Raw genomic sequence first — 15,072 nt, 5'->3', positions numbered from 1 at the left:
CATGCCGCAAGCCCTTCGCCCCTTCACGCTTGGCCTGTTGCTGGCCGCCACCTGCGTGACGGTGCCGGACGCGGCGCTGGCCGCGAAGAAGAAAGTGCCGGAACTGGCCGACCTGTCCGCCACCGCACCGGGCGAGGTGATGGACAAGGGCCTCGCCGCACTGCGCGCCGGGGACAGCAAGCTGGCAATCCACGCCTTTGCCGAACTCGCCGCGCGCGAACCGCGCAACGGCACGGCGCAGGCGCTGCTGGGGCTGTCGTATCAGCTCTCCGCCGACCGCAACCCGCAGGCGCTCGACCTGGCCCTGGCCGGCTACGACCTCGCCGCGCGGGCCGAGCCGGGGCAGTACTGGCCCGCCGCAATGGCCGGACGCGGGGCGTTCGATCAGGGCAAGTACGACGATGCGCTGAACCACTTTTCCCGCGCCGCGCTGCTGCGGCCCAGCGATGCGGCAACGCTGTCTGCCGTGGCGGCATCAGCCTATATGAGCGGGGACGCCGCGCTCGCCAGCCTCGCCGCCGGACGCGCCGCCGCGCTCGATCCGGGCGCCAATGGCGAGAACCTGCGGCTGGCCGCGCTAGCGGCGGCGGCCAATGGCGAAGCCGCGCTGGCGCAGGAGCGGCTGGACACGCTGGCCGCCCGCTTCCCCGCCGTGGCCGATGGCATCCGCACGCGCGTGGCCGCGCTGGTCCAGACCGCCGCGCTCGATGCGCCGGTCGCCGCAGAGCCAGCTGCCGAACCGGTGGCGCCCGATCAGGTCTCGCTCGACGTGGCGATCATCCTCTCGCAGAACACCCAGCAGGAACGCAACGGCTTCAACATGCTCGACGGGCTCAGCCTGCAATACGGCACGGGCCGCCAATCCTCGCGCACGATCACCAGTGACAACGGCGTGCGCACCGGCAACGGCTATCAGCGCGTGCTGACCGCATCGATCTCGATCCCGCAGATCAACTACAACCTCAACCTGTTCAATCGCGGCGGGCAGAATTACTCGGTCGTCGCCCGTCCGCAGCTGACCGCCTATCGCGGGGAGCAGAGCGAATTCTTCGTCGGGCGGACCACCCGGGTGGCGGTCAACGGGGTGAACACCGCCAACCTGGAATCCATCGACATCGGGATCGACCTGAAAGTCACCCCGATCGAAATCACCCCCACCGGCACGCGAGTGCGGATCGAGGCCGGACGCAGTTTCCTGACCGCCGATCCCGCCGGGTCCTTTGCCGAGGCGCTGACCACGTTTCGCCAGCGCGTGGTGGCGACGGCCGAAATCGGGTTTGGCGAAACGCTGCTGCTATCGGGCCTGAACGAGGCGGTGGACGACCGGACTTATTCCAAGACCCCGCTGCTGGGCGACCTGCCAGTGGTCGGCAACGCCTTCAACGAGCGCAATTCCACCAAGCGGCGGGATTCAGTGATGGTGCTGGTCACCCCGGCGCGGCCGATGCTGGTGCCGGGCCGGGCCTGGGCACGCAGCGATGCGGCGGCCAGCCTGGTCAAGCTGTGGACCGAAGTGGTCGATCCGCGCAGCAACGCGGCGGTGACAGCCGAAGCACTGGGCAAGATGCGGCTGTTCACCCGCATGACCCGCAGCGACGCGACCTCGACCTTCCCCGATGCCCGGTCTGCCTCGGAACAGATGATCGGCGAACTGATCGCGCCCCGCAGTTACTGATCGTCCGCCAGAGCGTCCAGCAACGCCGCTTCGTCCACCGGCTTCAGCAACAGCACGCAATCCAGCGTGCCGACCTGCCGGGCGGTGGCCGGGGCAGCATCGCCGGTCATCACCACCACGCGGACCGCGGGATTGGCGCTGCGCACCAGCGCGACCGCATCCGCGCCGCTGTCCTGCGGGCCCAGGTGCCAGTCGGTGACGAGTGCGCCAGGCACCCAGCCCTGCGCCAGCACCGCGCGCACGTCCGCCACGGATTCGACCGCGCGCACATCCGCCCCGTGCAAGTGCAGCAGCTGCCCCAGCGCATCGCGCGCATCGGAATGATCGTCCACTACCAGCAGGCGCTGCCCGGCCAGCTCCGCCCCGGCACTCGCCGTGGGCATGGCGGCAGGCGCGGCTAACGCGGCCAGCGGCAAAGTGAGCGTAAAGGCGCCGCCCATCCGCCAGCGCGGATCGGCCACCAGCGCGCCGTCCATCAGCTGCGCCATTTCCCGCGCGATCGCCAGCCCCAGCCCCGATCCGCGCCCCAGCCGCCGCGAATCCGGCCCCTGCGAATAGGGCAGGAACAACGCTTCGGGCGGTGTGTCACCCAGCCCCACGCCATCGTCGAGCACGTGGATCGCCGCCCGGTCACCCGTGCCGCGCACCAGCACCCGCACGCGGCGACCGTTTGAATGCAGGATCGCATTGCTGACCAGGTTGCGCACGATCCGGGTCAGCAGCGCGGGATCGGCCAGCACGCAGCGGCGGGTTGGTGCAAAGCGCAGCGCGATGCCGGATTCCCGCGCGGCGGGGGCCAGTTCCTGCGCCAGCGCGGCGAACACGGTGCTGAGCGCCACCGGTTCCACGTCTGCGCGCAAGCTGCCGCTTTCCAGCCGCAGATGCTCGGCCATGCTTTCCAGCATGACCATCGCTTCGGCCAGTCCCCGGTTCACCCCTTCCGCTGCCTGCGCCCGCCGATCCGGATCGGTCACGCGCAGCACTTGCCGGAAGTAGAGCGAGGCCGCCTGCAACGGTTGGCGCAGATCATGCGAAGCGGCCGCAATGAACCGCGCGCGGGCATCGCGTTCGGCGTGCGTCGCAGCCAGCGCGTCGGCCAGATCCGCCGACATCGATTCCGCCCGCAGCCGCAGGGTGATGGCAGTGCGGATCGCCTGTTTCAGCACCAGCGCGGTGCCGATCATCAGCGCCCCGAACGCCAGCAGGAACACCGCCAGCGAAGTGGAATAGGCCGTTTCGCTGCGGAAGAAGAACAGCGCCGCCGATCCGAACACCGCGATCACCCCGAACACCACGGTGCCGATCGATTCCGCCGTTGAAATCACCTGCCCGCTGATCGCGGCGGAATAGAAAATCACCATCAGCAGCTGCAGCGGTTCCGACGCATACGGCAGCAGCACCCAGACGCTGGAGGCCACCGCCAGATCGAACAGCACCGCCACCACCTTGCCCAGCGGCGACCAGAACCGTTCGATCCGTTCGGCATCGGGCTGGCGCACGTGCACGATCATCGGCACGACCAGCATGATCGCCGTGACGCCCCCCATGAACCCCGTCCACGACCACAACGGAACGGTCGGGACCAGCGGTTCGAACAGCCAGTGGACATAGGCCAGCGTGCCCGCGACCAGCAGGCTCAGCAATCCGGAGAGGGCAAACTCCATGCGCGATTCCGCCGCGCGAACCTCGCGATGGATCTGCGCGTCGGGCGCGGTCACAGCAGCCCGCGCTGGTGCGCCACCATCACCGCCTCGGTCCGGTTGCCAGCCCCCAGCGCCGCCAGCACTTGTGCCACATGCGCCTTGACCGTGGCGGGCGAAATGCCCAGCTCGCGCGCGATCTGCTTGTTGGGTGAACCTTGCGCCAACAGTTGCAGCACGTGGCGCTGGCGCACGGTCAGCGTGGCCGGCGCGGCCCCCGCCCCGTTGGTCGGGACAACCCGGACCGGCGCAGGCTCGGCCAGCGCCAGCAGCCGCACGGCGTCCGGCAGATAGCGCCCACCCGCCAGCACCAGCCGCAGGGCCGCCTCCACCACTTCGGGCGGGGACGATTTCGGAAGAAACCCGGCGACGTCCATTTCCAGTGCCAGGCGCAGGTTGTGGGCATCGTCGCTGCCGGAAAAGACCACGATCGGCGTATCCGGACAGGCCGCCCGCGCCGCCGCCAGGTTGCCGCGGGCCTCCTCCCCCGGAATGTGCAGGTCCAGCATCAGCAGGTCCAGCCGGCCGATTTGCCGGATCTGCTCCAGCGCCTGCGCACAGTTCAGGGCAATATGGACCTGCGCATCGAACGCCGTTTCCAGGGTCATGCCCAGCGCCGCCGCGACTATCGGGTGGTCATCGCATATCAGGACCTGCATCCAACGCCCCTGTCTTGCGCGATCCCAATCACGCGCGTTAACGATTATGGCGCACCCGACTGCCTGGCAAGTAACTGTTGCGGAACAAGAACGCCTCGCGCTTGTCTGCAACGGCCATTGCGAAACTGGCTATTGTTATTAACGTATTAAAGTCTATTCTAATATAGGGCGCACAAGTTCATACAAGGATTTCCTGCACGGTGGGGGAAGGATCTTCTGACCGAGATGCCGGGGCCAACGGCTCGGCCATGGCCGGACCTGGTGCGTTGGCGACGCCGGGGATCGTCCGGCAGATGCTGGATACGGTGCCACTGGCGCTGATCGTGGTGGACCAGTCCGGCATTGTCCGCGCATTCAGCCGTCAGGCCGAGGAGATGTTCGGTTTTGCCGAATCGGAGGTGGTCGGCCAGAATGTCCGCATCCTCACCCCGCCCCACGTGATCGACCGCCACGACGAGAGCATGGACGCCTTTGCGCGGACCGGCCGGTCCCGGATCATCGGTGCGAACCGCGTCGAAATGGCGCGCCACCGCGCCGGGCATCAGTTCCCGATCGAGATCAAGGTCAACGAGATCACGCTGGAGGATGGGCCCGGCTACATCGGTTACCTGCGCGCGATCAGCAACGGCGACCTTCAGGAGCGCGAACCGCGCGCCATGCTGGCCGAGCTGGCCCAGGCCTCGCGGGTTTCGGCGATGGGCGCGCTGGCCACCGCCATCGCGCACGAACTGAACCAGCCGCTGACCAACATCGCCAACTACACCCAGGGGCTGTGCAACCTGGTTGAGCGGCAGGACGACTTCAAGGGCCGCGACGAAGTGATCCGGGTCCTGCACCTGTGCAGCAATCAGGCGGTGCGCGCAGGGCAGTTGATCCACCGGCTGCGCGATTTCGTGAAAGGTGGCAAACCGCACAGCGCGCCCAATGCCGTGACGGAGATCATCCGCGATGCCACCGCGCTGGCCATGATCAACGGCTACAAGCGCGCAGTCCATATCGACTACGACATCCCGGCCGATCTGCCGCCGGCTCTGGTCGATCATCTGCAAGGCCAGCAGGTGGTGTTCAACCTGCTGCGCAATGCGATCGAGGCGACCGACACCGAAAAGGGCGGCCAGCACGAAATCCTCATCTCGGCCCGGCAGCTTGACGAGGCACGGATCGAAATCTCGATCGAGGACGAAGGTCCGGGGATCGATCCGGCGATCGCCAATTCGCTGTTCGACAGCTTCGTCACCACCAAGGGCGGCGGCATGGGCGTGGGGCTGGCGATCTGCAAGCAGATCATCGAGGCCAATGGCGGCCAGATCAGCGCCGGCCGGTCCGAACGACTGGGCGGCGCCGCATTCCGGTTCACTCTGCCAATCTACTCGAACGGTCAGGAACGGCAGGACTGAAGCCATGCAGAAACGCGTATGCCATGTCGTCGATGACGATTCCGAAGTTGCCGAATCGACCGCGTTCCTGCTGCGGACGGAAGGATTTGAAACCACCACCCACGCCAGCGGGGAGGCATTCCTGCAGCGCCTGCCCGAACTGGAGCACGGCTGCATCCTGCTCGACATCAGGATGCCGGGGATCAACGGGCTGGATCTGCAACACCATCTGCGGGAGACGGGCGTGGACATGCCGGTGGTCATCATCACCGGTCACGGCGATGTCGACATCGCGGTCCGGGCCATGAAGGAAGGGGCGCTGGACTTCCTGCAAAAGCCCTTCTCGCGCGAGGAACTGCTGGCGGCCGTGGACGCCGCATCGCAAACGCCCCGGCGCAGCGTGCGCCCGTCGGACGAAGTGATCGACGCCTGCCAGCGGATCGAACGGCTGACCCGGCGTGAGCAGCAGGTGCTGCGGGGATTGACCAAGGGCCATGCCAACAAGGTCATCGCCTATGACCTGGACCTGAGCCCGCGCACGGTTGAGCTGTACCGCGCCAACGCCATGCGCAAGCTGGGCGTGCGCAACCTGTCGGAAATGCTGCACCTGGCGTTCCTGGCCGAACTCGACAGCGCCGATCTGGACGACGAGAGCTGATGATCGCCCGGGCGGCATTCGCGCCGCCTAGGGCAGCTCCACTCTCTCCCCGACGCGGTACAACCCGATCACACCGCGAGCGGGCCGCAACCCGATGACTTCGCCCGGCGCGAAGCGGGCACCGATAATGCGCAGCTCCCGCGCGCGATGCCCGCCCCCCGGTGACCAGGCGCAAAACAACTGGTGGTCGCGCAGCTTGATGCAGCCATCGCGTTCGCCGCGTTCATCAAGCGAAACGACTTTGGCACGCGCAGGCTCGGCGCGAAACAGGGGCAGGGATATCCGCCCATCGGGAATCAGCGGCAGCCAGAGCTGGTAGGATGGCAGCGGCTCCGCACCATGATCTTGCGGACGCGGGATCAGGCGCTGCGGCAGCGGAAGGGGATCAATACGGACACTCCACCAATTCATCACGCCAGCAACCTGTCTTGCGGCGGCATCCCGCCGCCCTGACCAACTGCCCCTCCACCCTGAACTCACCAGACTTGTCCAACCAGCGCCCCCGCCGCTATCGCAACGCCATACGGCACCGTGCGCGGCTGGCCGGATGGTCCAGCCCCCCGCTGCCGCCGCCACACCAGCCCCCACAGCGCCACGGTCAGCACCAGCCCGGTCAGCGCCACCAGGAACAACAGGCGGAAGCCCGCCGACAGCGGAAACCAGACCGCAACCGCCGCATAGAACTTGGCATCCCCGCCCCCGATCAGACCGGGCGCGAACAATGCCATGCCGGCCAGCAGGGCCACGCCCGCGTGCAACAGGTGCGTCGGCAGCGCCGCTGCCCCGCTCGCGGCCATCGTGACCACCACACCGGCCAGCAACGTCACCCCGCACAGCCAGTTCGGCAGGCGCCGCTCCCGCCAGTCCAGCCAGGCGGCATAACCGGCCGGGACCGCCAGCAAGGCGCTCTCCCAGATGACCGCAGATAACGGAGCGACGGGCATGGTGCGGCGCCGCTCAGTCCAGTTCGACCGGTTCGGCAAACGTGCGGTGAATCGGCGGCTGCCAGGCCAGCGCCAGCCGCGACCGCGTGGCCGACGCGCTGGGCAGGGTCGGCGCGATCGGACGCGGTGATACCACCGTCAGCCGGGCCGTGGCCGTGGGGGCCGGATCAACGGTCACCGCCGCGGGCTTTGCTGCGGCAGGGGCGGCAGCCGCGGTCCTGACCGCCAGCTCGCCCACCTTGACCGGCTCCGGCGCGGCCACGCGCAGCGCGCGGACCGGCGCGGTGCCACCCACCGAAACGGCCTTGCTGCCACCGCCGCTTGCCACGCGCAGGCCGGCTTTCAGCTGCGACGCAGGGGCAACGACCGGGGGCGGAGCGGGCCGTGCCGCCAGTTGCACCGCGCGGGTCTGCTCGAACCGGGCCAGGTTGGCGGCAAAGCGCCGGTCCTGCGGGTCCATCGCGACGGCCTCGCGGAAATAGCGTTCGGCCAGGTCGTTGCGCCCCAGCTGGGCATAGGCCACGCCCAGCCCGTTGGTCGCCTCCGCCGTGCAGGCGGGATCAAGCCGCGCCAGTCGCAACGCGGCCACTGCCGCGCCGTACTGCCCGTCCGCCAGCGCACGCTTGCCCGCCGCAAGGTCGGAATTGACCGGCACCGCCGTCAGTTCCTCCGTCGGCGCGCCGGTCAGCCGGACCCGCGTCAGGGGGGAGCCGCAGCCCGCCAGGATTGCCGTACCTGCGACAGCCAGCATCAGGTTCTTGCCGTATTGCACCATGTCACCCTCCCATCATCATCGGGAAAATCGTCTTCACCAGCCGCACCACGGCTGGCAGCATCAGCACGCCGATCATCACCGGCAGCATGCACACCACCAGCGGGATCGAGATCAGCACCGGCAGGCGGTGTGCGCGTTCTTCCGCCCGCAGCTGGCGCCGCTCACGCATTTCGGCGGCATAGACGCGCAGCGTGGTGGCGATGCTGGTGCCCAGCTTGTCGGACTGGATCACCAGCGTGGTGAACGAGCGGATTTCATCCACCCCGGCCGCTTCGCCCAGCTTGCGGAATGCATCCTCGCGCGAGGCGCCAGCGCGCAACTGCAGCGTGGTGAGCGAGAGCATTTCCGAGATCAGCGGGTGCGAAAACACCATTTCCCGGCCCACGCGGTCCATCGCCGCCTCGATGCTCAGGCCGGATTCGACGCAGATGATCAGCAAGTCCAGGCAATCGGGAAAGCCGCGCAGCAATTCGTCGCGGCGGCGGTCGGCCTTGGCCTGGATGAACAGGCTGGGAATGTAGAGCCCGATCAGCGCCAGCACCGCGCCGATCAGGTAAACCTTCAGGAACGGAGGCGGCTCGGCAGCGGAATAGGCCATCATGACATAGCCCAGAGGCAGCACGAATACCCCGATCAGCCGGGTCAGCGTGTAGATCCGCGGCGCGGCGGGCGAGGCATAGCCGGCCGCCCGCAACCGGGCGGTCAGGCGCTCGCTCTTGGTGTCGGTCAGGTCCAGCCCGGCTGCCTCGATCGCGGCAGCCAGCCGTTCCCACGCACCCGCCGTGGCATCGGCGCGCAGGCTGGCCGGGCGCAGCACCGAACTGCCATCGCCGTTCCCGCCGATCTGGCGCAGCTGCCCGCGCACCGCCAGCCGGTGGCTGAACCAGTTGGCAGCCGCATAGATCCCGGCGATCACCACCAGGAAGATCGCGGCCAGGGCGGCCAGGCGGGCAAGCGGGTTGGTTACGATAAGGTCAAGCATGGCTACACCTTCAGATCGACCATGTGGCGAATGATGAAGACGCCGAGGAAGTAGAGCAGGATCAGGCTGGCAAAGCCCCAGATGAAGATCGGGTCGGCCGCCACTTCGAGGTAGAACGCCGGATTGACCGTCACCATGCCCAGCAGCGAGATGATCGGCAGCACCGTCAGCATCCACCCGGTCAGCCGCCCTTCGGAGCTGAGTGCGCGGACCTTCATGTACATGGCCGCGCGGGCGCGGATCACCGAGGCCAGGTTTTCCAGGATCTCGGCCAGGTTGCCGCCCGTTTCGCTTTGCAGCGAAAGCGAGACGACGAACATCCGCATGTCCGCGTTGTCCCAGCGCTCCGCCATCGCCTGCAGCGCATCGGTCAGCTCTGCGCCGTACGACACTTCATCGGCGACCACGCCGAATTCGCTGCCGATGGGGTCTTCCATCTCGTGCGTCAGCAGGTCGATCGCGGAGGCGACCGGATGGCCGGAGCGCAAGGCGCGCACGAACACGTCAAGCGCCAGCGGAAACTGCTCTTCCACGCGCTTGCGCGCGCGCTGCGCCTGAACCGAGACCACCAGCAGCGGCAGCACCAGCCCGATGCACAGCCCCAGCACCAGCAGCAGCACGATCACGCCCGACGTAAGCTTGAAGCCGGCCGCTCCCGCCCCCAGCAGCATGACCGCGAAAACCGCCAGGCTGATGCCCAGCAGGATCAGCAGGGCAGTGCCGACACTGACAGGAACTTTCGCGGCGAAGAACTGGCGCTGCAGGCCGCGATAGGCATTGGCCATGAACGGCGGCAGGTGGGGAAATTCCGCCGGCTCGTTCTTGCGCAGGCGGGCGACGATCTGTTCGCGGTCGCCGCCTTCCTTGATCATCCGCAAGCGGGTGTTGATCGCCGCGTGCTTCTGCCGCTGGCGCCACAGCGCCCCCAGCACGACCTGCGCGGCCAGGAAGAAAGCCGAAAAGACCGACAGGAGAATGACGGCACGGACAATCGCGGTTTCCATCGGCCTATCCCAGCTTGACGTCGGGCCGGAACAGCTCCGGCTTCAGGGTGATGCCATAGGCCGCCGTCACCGAGAGGAACTTGGGCCGGATCCCGGTGGCCTCGAACTGCCCGATCACCCGGCCGTCGGTTGCCCGGTCAGTGATCCGGAAGCGGAAGATTTCCTGCATCGTGATGGTTTCTCCTTCCATCCCGGTGATTTCCGACAGGCTGACGACCCGGCGGTGACCGTCGACCAGGCGCTCGATCTGGATCACGATGTTGATCGCCGAGGCGATCTGGTTGCGCGCGGCACGCGGAGAAATGTCCACCCCGCTCATCCCGATCATCTGTTCCACGCGCGACAGGGCGTCGCGCGGGGTGTTGGCGTGCACCGTGGTCATCGACCCGTCATGGCCGGTGTTCATGGCCTGGAGCATGTCGAACGCTTCCCCGGCGCGGACTTCGCCGACGATGATCCGGTCCGGCCGCATGCGCAGCGCGTTCTTGACGAGATCGCGCTGGGTCACTTCACCGCGCCCCTCGATATTGGCCGGGCGGGTTTCCAGCCGGACGACGTGTTCCTGCATGAGCTGCAGTTCCGCGGAGTCCTCGATCGTGACGATGCGTTCGCGGTGGTTGATATAGGACGACATCGCGTTGAGCAGGGTCGTCTTGCCCGAACCGGTGCCGCCCGAAATCAGCACGTTGCGCCGCGAACCGACGATGGCCTTGAGCACTTCGGCCATTTCCTCGGGCAGGGTATCCAGCTCGACCAGCCGCTCCATCGTGATGGTCTTGCGCGCGAACTTGCGGATCGAGAGCATCGGCCCGTCGATGGCGAGCGGCGGAATGATCGCGTTGACGCGCGACCCGTCGGCCAGGCGGGCATCAACATAGGGTGAGGATTCATCGATCCGGCGCCCCACCGCGCTGACGATCTTCTGGATGATCCGCAACAGGTGGCGATCGTCCTGAAACCGGGTCGAGACCTTCTCCAGCAGGCCCCGGCGTTCCACGAACACGTTGTTCGCGCCGTTGACGAGGATGTCGGTGATCGTATCGTCCTTCAGCAGCGGCTCCAGCGGGCCAAGGCCCAGCAGTTCGTCCAGCACTTCATCCACCAGCGCGGCACGCTCTTGCGCATTGAGCGGTTCGCTCTGCGTCTTGAGCAATTCAGCCACGATTTCCGCGATATCGCGGTGGATCTGCTCGCGCGAGAGCTGGTCCAGCGCGGCCAGGTTGATCTTGCCCAGCAGATCGCGATGGATCGAAACCTTCAGCCGCAGCTTGCGGTCTTCCTCGGTCCGGTCGGGCTCTGCCGGCGATGCAGCGGCAGCCGGTGCCGCAGGGGCCGCGGCGGGCTGGCCTTCGGGCTGCTTGACGTTCCAGATACTCATAGCCGTTTCACCTGCCTTCCAGGTCCAGAAGCTTCGCCAGTCGTTCGATATCGCCCGCAAACCGGCTGTGCCGATGCAGGTCGGTCAGCAGCCGCCCTTCGTTCTGCGCCTCGGCCATATCGCCGTCCTCGTCGACGATCGTGGCGGCGACGTCGCAGCCCAGCGCCGCACTGGCATCCTTCAGGTCGATCGACCGGAACAGGCCGTGCTCGACCCGGTTGGCGACAATGCGGATGCGATCGGCCCGGACCCCCAGCGAGGCAAACAGGTCCAGCCGTCGCCGCGTCTGGCGCAGCCCTGCGACCGACAACTCGGTGACCAGCACCATCCGATCGGCCGCCAGCGCCAGCGACAACGACCAGTTCGACCAGTCGGCCGGCAGGTCCACCAGCACCATGTCGAACGTGCCGCGAACCACGCGCAGCAGCTCCAGCAGCCGGTCTTCATCCACGTTGTCCAGCGGCGTGATCGTTTCCGGAGCGGCGAGGATCGAAAAGCCGTGGCCACTGTCGGTCAGAGCGCTTTGCAGCAGTTCCGCATCCAGCCGGTCACCGGCGTCGAGCAGTGCCGAAACCGTTACCCGCGGCACCTGCCCCAGGTAGTAGGCCACTTCACCGGCCTGCAGATCGAGGTCGATCACGCACAGCCTGCCCGCATCCGTGCGGCGTGCGGCCAGGGCCGCAGCCAGATGGGTCAGGACCGTCGTGGCCCCGCATCCCCCGGTGCCACCGGCCACCACCACCAGCGGCGCCAGCGGTGCGGCGGCTGCCGCGCCGGACTTGCCGCTGGCCAGTTCCGCCAGTTGCCCGGCCAGTTCGGCGGGTTCCACCGGCAGGCGGGCAATATCACTGACGCCCTGGCGCAGCAGCGCCCGCGCCAGGGCGATGTCGGTCGATCCGAGCGCGGCGATCACCGGCAACCGGGGATTCTGCTGGCGCAGGCGTTCCACGCGCGCCAGCGATGCCGGGTTGTCTCCGGCCACTTCGATCACGACTGCGGCAGCGCCCGCCACCCAGCCATCCGCCACGGGATCAGCCAGTCCCGCCACATGGCATTCCAGTGCCCCCAGCAGCCCTAGGTCCGGCGATGCCCGCAACGCGGCGATCACCTCCTCGCGAGCGACGAAGGCCACGGCAGCCCCGCTCCGGATGGCGGGCTTGCGCTCTTTCAGGTCGGAAAAGGTCGTGCTGGTCATCATGGCATCAGGTGGCTTTCGCCCCGTCTCCGTCTTCGAGGGTAAGGGTCGAGCGAACCGGCGGCAGGGCAACCGTGCCACCGAACAGGGTCAGCGTGCGCAGCGAGATGCCGTGGACTTCGACGGTCACCAGCGGCGCGATGTCACTCAGCGGATCGCCAGCGTCATCCACGGCCGGGTCCCCGGCATAGCCGATGCCCGATCCGCTGTAGGTGATGGTCACATTGTCCGCCCTCAGCACCGGCGAGGAAACGCGCATCCGGGCGACGATGTTGTGGAACGCGGCGGAATTGGCGGTGCCAAGGTCCGGGCAGGGAGTCCGCGCGCAAGCGCAGCTGGCGGAACTGCCCGAACCGGTGCAGCGGATCGCGCCCAGCGCCTCGCGGCAAATCCGGTCCCCCGCCTCCAGCACGCCGCCGGGGCAGGACAGGCCGATGGTTTCATAAGTGTTCAGCCCGTTCGGCACGACTGCGGTCGCAACGGCATAGCGCGCGCCCATCTGGGCGGCCTTTTCCAGCTGGCCCAGCGTCCAGGCATAGCGGCCGACGTCGAACAGCCCGAACATCAGCAGCAGGGCCAGCGGCAGCACCATCGCGAATTCCGCCGCGCTGGCGCCGCGCCGATCGCGCAGGAAGGCGCGCCGCGCGCTCACAGCCCGATCACCGGCGCGCTGGCGCGCGCATTCATGCGGATGCCCGGATCGAAGATGCCCAGCCCCCCGAACAGCGAGGGATAGGGCACGCCCCGGGCCGCAACCGTGGCAACGGGGCCGGCCGCATCCAGTTCGCGATAGATCCCGGTATCGACGAAGGCGTTGCAATCGACGCTGACGAACACCGCATCGTCGCCCCAGCCGGGCACCAGCGGATGCATCGCGCTGTCATCAAGCTGACCGGTGCGGGTCAACAGCTTGATCTCCGCAATCCGCGCCGGCGGAATGATCGAGGTGGCGCCATCGCAGACCTCGGTCACTTCCAGCCGCCCGGCATAGCGGGCACCGTTGCGCACCGCCTCGACCAGCTTGTGCTGGGTCCAGATGAAGTGCCCGCCCTCGAACCCGCCGAACAACAGCAGGATCATCAGCGGCAACAGCATCGCCAGTTCGGCGGCGGCAGCACCGCTGCGGTTGGCCAGCTGGCGGCGGATCAAGGCGCGCAGGGTCCTCACCGGATCAGCACCGCCCGGTCCTTGCCGTAATACTGGAAGCCCGACAGGTTGCCCGGCCGCAGCGCGGGGCCGATCACTTCGGCGTGGATCGTGCCGGGTTCCGCCGGTTCGGACGGATCGAGAATCAGCACGTCCATCCAGCCCAGGATGTCGACCGGCTTGCGACCGGTGATGCCTTCGCACAGTGCGGCGGCAACAGTCACCACGCGGCGGTCCTTCTGGGTCGCCGACGGCGCCAGCGGGGTCGAGAACTTGGGCTGCGGGTAGCTGCAGTGATACGTGATGGAATGGCGATAGTTGGCACCGGTCTTTTGCGGCTTGGCATCCGGGTTGAAGCCAACGATCCGCGGAGCCAGGCGGGTCGCCTTGTTCGCGATCTCCCACTGATAGACCTCATAGCGGGAACCGGTGTCGAACGCGCTGGCCAGCACGCCGGGATGGTGCGCCGCCAGATAGCGCTCGATATTCCAGTTGCCGTCACCCAGGTAGGTGCAAGTGCCTGAATAGAAGCAGCTATCCAGCGTGAACGCATCGACCGAGGGGCGATCGATCACCGCAATATCCCCGAACGGTACCCAGCTGGGCTTGCCGGTCGGCACGGTCGCGGGGCAGCTTAGTGCACCACGCACATCGGCGATGGTCAGCGTGGCATTGGGGCTGGTGACTGTGCCGGTAAAAGCCAGCGCATAGTTCTTGCGGGTGTTTTCCGACGGGCAGAAATCCCCGTTTTCCTTGCACTGCAACTTGTTGGTCGGCATGTCGAAGCGCGTGTTAAGCGCTTCCGGTTCGGTATTGCGGAAGCCCGGTTCGGTGATCAGGTTTTCCAGGTTGATGCAGCCGGGATTGTTGTTCTCGCCCAGCTCGTACTGGCTGTCCGGCACGCCCTCGATGTCCAGAAAGCCCCAGTTGCCCGGCGCCAGCGGACTGATGTCCTTGCTGCTCTTCCAGCGCATCCGCAGCGCCTTGCCGGCGTCAGCCGGGAGCGGGAAATCGTTGCGGTCGACGCAGACCATGATCGACGGCACGTTGCAGGCCGCCCTCTTGAGCATGGCCATCGCATTGGCGCTGATCGCGCCAGAGGTGAAGGCCCCCACCACCGGGGTCAGCGCGTAGAACACCTTGCGCCCGTTGGCCGTGACCCGCACGACATGGGCGCGCGCGCCGTCGGCATCGCTGGTCACCTGCGGCCCGGTCGCATCGTTTTCATAGCTCTCGAAGAAAGTGAAGGTCAGGCCGCTGACCGTCGCGCCCTCGCCGTCGTTGGCGATCCGCGTAACGTTGGCATATTCGCTGGAAGCCTGCGCGAAAGTCGTGGTCGCCGCGTTGCGGGCGCGCACCATCGCGTCATCCTGTCCGTCCAGCTGGCTGGCGGCCGCCAGCGCGGCCTGGTCGGCGGCGTTCTGCAGCTCGCTCTGCATCGCGACCAGCCGACCATAATCGAACCCCACCCCGGCCAGCGCGATCAGGACCATCAGCACCAGGGCATAGAGGGGCGAGATATTGCCCCGCTCATCCCTTGCAAAAAGATGGGTGCCCTGTGTCACGCTCGCGCTCCCGGG

At 67.4% G+C, this 15,072-nt stretch carries 15 protein-coding genes; 3 read left to right on the top strand and 12 right to left on the bottom strand.

Annotation, left to right across the window (positions count from 1 at the left end; genetic code table 11):
- Window position 1 precedes the first annotated feature (1 nt).
- Window positions 2-1,675: a secretin GspD/PilQ domain-containing protein gene (locus IE113_RS02395; RefSeq protein ID WP_189538793.1), complete on the top strand. Its 1,674-nt coding sequence runs from the start codon at window positions 2-4 to the stop codon at window positions 1,673-1,675.
- Here the strand turns inward: IE113_RS02395 and IE113_RS02390 are convergent.
- A complete protein-coding gene (locus IE113_RS02390) occupies window positions 1,669-3,393 on the bottom strand; it encodes an ATP-binding response regulator (RefSeq protein WP_189538792.1) in 1,725 nt (574 codons plus the stop codon). The two genes, IE113_RS02395 and IE113_RS02390, sit on opposite strands and share 7 nt — an antisense overlap.
- The gene (locus IE113_RS02385) at window positions 3,390-4,034 is read right to left on the bottom strand and encodes a LuxR C-terminal-related transcriptional regulator (protein ID WP_189538791.1); all 645 of its coding nucleotides are present in this window, start codon (window positions 4,032-4,034) and stop codon (window positions 3,390-3,392) included. Before IE113_RS02385 ends, IE113_RS02390 begins: the two co-directional genes overlap by 4 nt.
- Window positions 4,035-4,282: 248 nt before the next feature.
- Here IE113_RS02385 and IE113_RS02380 point away from each other — a divergent pair, with 248 nt between their 5' ends.
- Together IE113_RS02380 and IE113_RS02375 are read left to right on the top strand one after the other, a co-directional pair.
- Entirely contained in the window at window positions 4,283-5,431 is a 1,149-nt protein-coding gene (locus tag IE113_RS02380) for a sensor histidine kinase (protein ID WP_189538790.1), read from the top strand.
- Window positions 5,432-5,435: 4 nt separating this feature from the next.
- Entirely contained in the window at window positions 5,436-6,068 is a 633-nt protein-coding gene (locus tag IE113_RS02375) for a response regulator transcription factor (protein ID WP_189538789.1), read from the top strand.
- 27 nt (window positions 6,069-6,095) lie between these two features.
- Here the strand turns inward: IE113_RS02375 and IE113_RS02370 are convergent, their stop codons facing one another.
- The 10 genes from IE113_RS02370 to IE113_RS02325 all read right to left on the bottom strand — a co-directional run bounded on the left by IE113_RS02370 (window position 6,096) and on the right by IE113_RS02325 (window position 15,057).
- Window positions 6,096-6,479, bottom strand: a complete 384-nt coding sequence (locus IE113_RS02370; protein WP_189538788.1) for a hypothetical protein — start codon at window positions 6,477-6,479, stop codon at window positions 6,096-6,098.
- 65 nt (window positions 6,480-6,544) lie between these two features.
- Window positions 6,545-7,012 carry an A24 family peptidase gene (locus IE113_RS02365; protein WP_189538787.1) on the bottom strand — a complete coding sequence of 156 codons (468 nt, stop codon included), beginning with the start codon at window positions 7,010-7,012 and terminating at the stop codon, window positions 6,545-6,547.
- Window positions 7,013-7,025: 13 nt separating this feature from the next.
- The gene (locus IE113_RS02360) at window positions 7,026-7,787 is read right to left on the bottom strand and encodes a tetratricopeptide repeat protein (protein WP_189538786.1); all 762 of its coding nucleotides are present in this window, start codon (window positions 7,785-7,787) and stop codon (window positions 7,026-7,028) included.
- Between the two features lies 1 nt (window position 7,788).
- Entirely contained in the window at window positions 7,789-8,769 is a 981-nt protein-coding gene (locus tag IE113_RS02355; protein WP_189538785.1) for a type II secretion system F family protein, read from the bottom strand.
- Window positions 8,770-8,771: 2 nt separating this feature from the next.
- Window positions 8,772-9,773, bottom strand: a complete 1,002-nt coding sequence (locus IE113_RS02350; protein ID WP_189538784.1) for a type II secretion system F family protein — start codon at window positions 9,771-9,773, stop codon at window positions 8,772-8,774.
- A gap of 4 nt (window positions 9,774-9,777) precedes the next feature.
- Window positions 9,778-11,151 (bottom strand): TadA family conjugal transfer-associated ATPase, encoded by a 1,374-nt coding sequence (locus IE113_RS02345; RefSeq protein WP_189538783.1) that lies wholly within the window; start codon window positions 11,149-11,151, stop codon window positions 9,778-9,780.
- 7 nt (window positions 11,152-11,158) lie between these two features.
- On the bottom strand, window positions 11,159-12,346 hold the full coding sequence (locus IE113_RS02340) for a CpaE/TadZ family protein (RefSeq protein ID WP_189538782.1): 1,188 nt from the start codon (window positions 12,344-12,346) through the stop codon (window positions 11,159-11,161).
- A gap of 7 nt (window positions 12,347-12,353) precedes the next feature.
- Window positions 12,354-12,998 (bottom strand): TadE family protein, encoded by a 645-nt coding sequence (locus tag IE113_RS02335; RefSeq protein ID WP_189538781.1) that lies wholly within the window; start codon window positions 12,996-12,998, stop codon window positions 12,354-12,356.
- A complete protein-coding gene (locus tag IE113_RS02330) occupies window positions 12,995-13,513 on the bottom strand; it encodes a TadE/TadG family type IV pilus assembly protein (RefSeq protein WP_189538780.1) in 519 nt (172 codons plus the stop codon). The genes IE113_RS02335 and IE113_RS02330 overlap by 4 nt, the downstream gene beginning before the upstream one ends.
- Window positions 13,510-15,057, bottom strand: a complete 1,548-nt coding sequence (locus IE113_RS02325; RefSeq protein WP_189538779.1) for a pilus assembly protein TadG-related protein — start codon at window positions 15,055-15,057, stop codon at window positions 13,510-13,512. Before IE113_RS02325 ends, IE113_RS02330 begins: the two co-directional genes overlap by 4 nt.
- Between the last annotated feature and the right edge of the window lie 15 nt (window positions 15,058-15,072).

Source organism: Novosphingobium arvoryzae (genome assembly GCF_014652615.1).
GTDB classification, from domain to species: Bacteria; Pseudomonadota; Alphaproteobacteria; order Sphingomonadales; family Sphingomonadaceae; genus Novosphingobium; species Novosphingobium arvoryzae.
The sequence above is the reverse complement of the archived record's forward strand: the minus strand, read 5'-3'. Positions and strand labels throughout refer to the sequence as shown.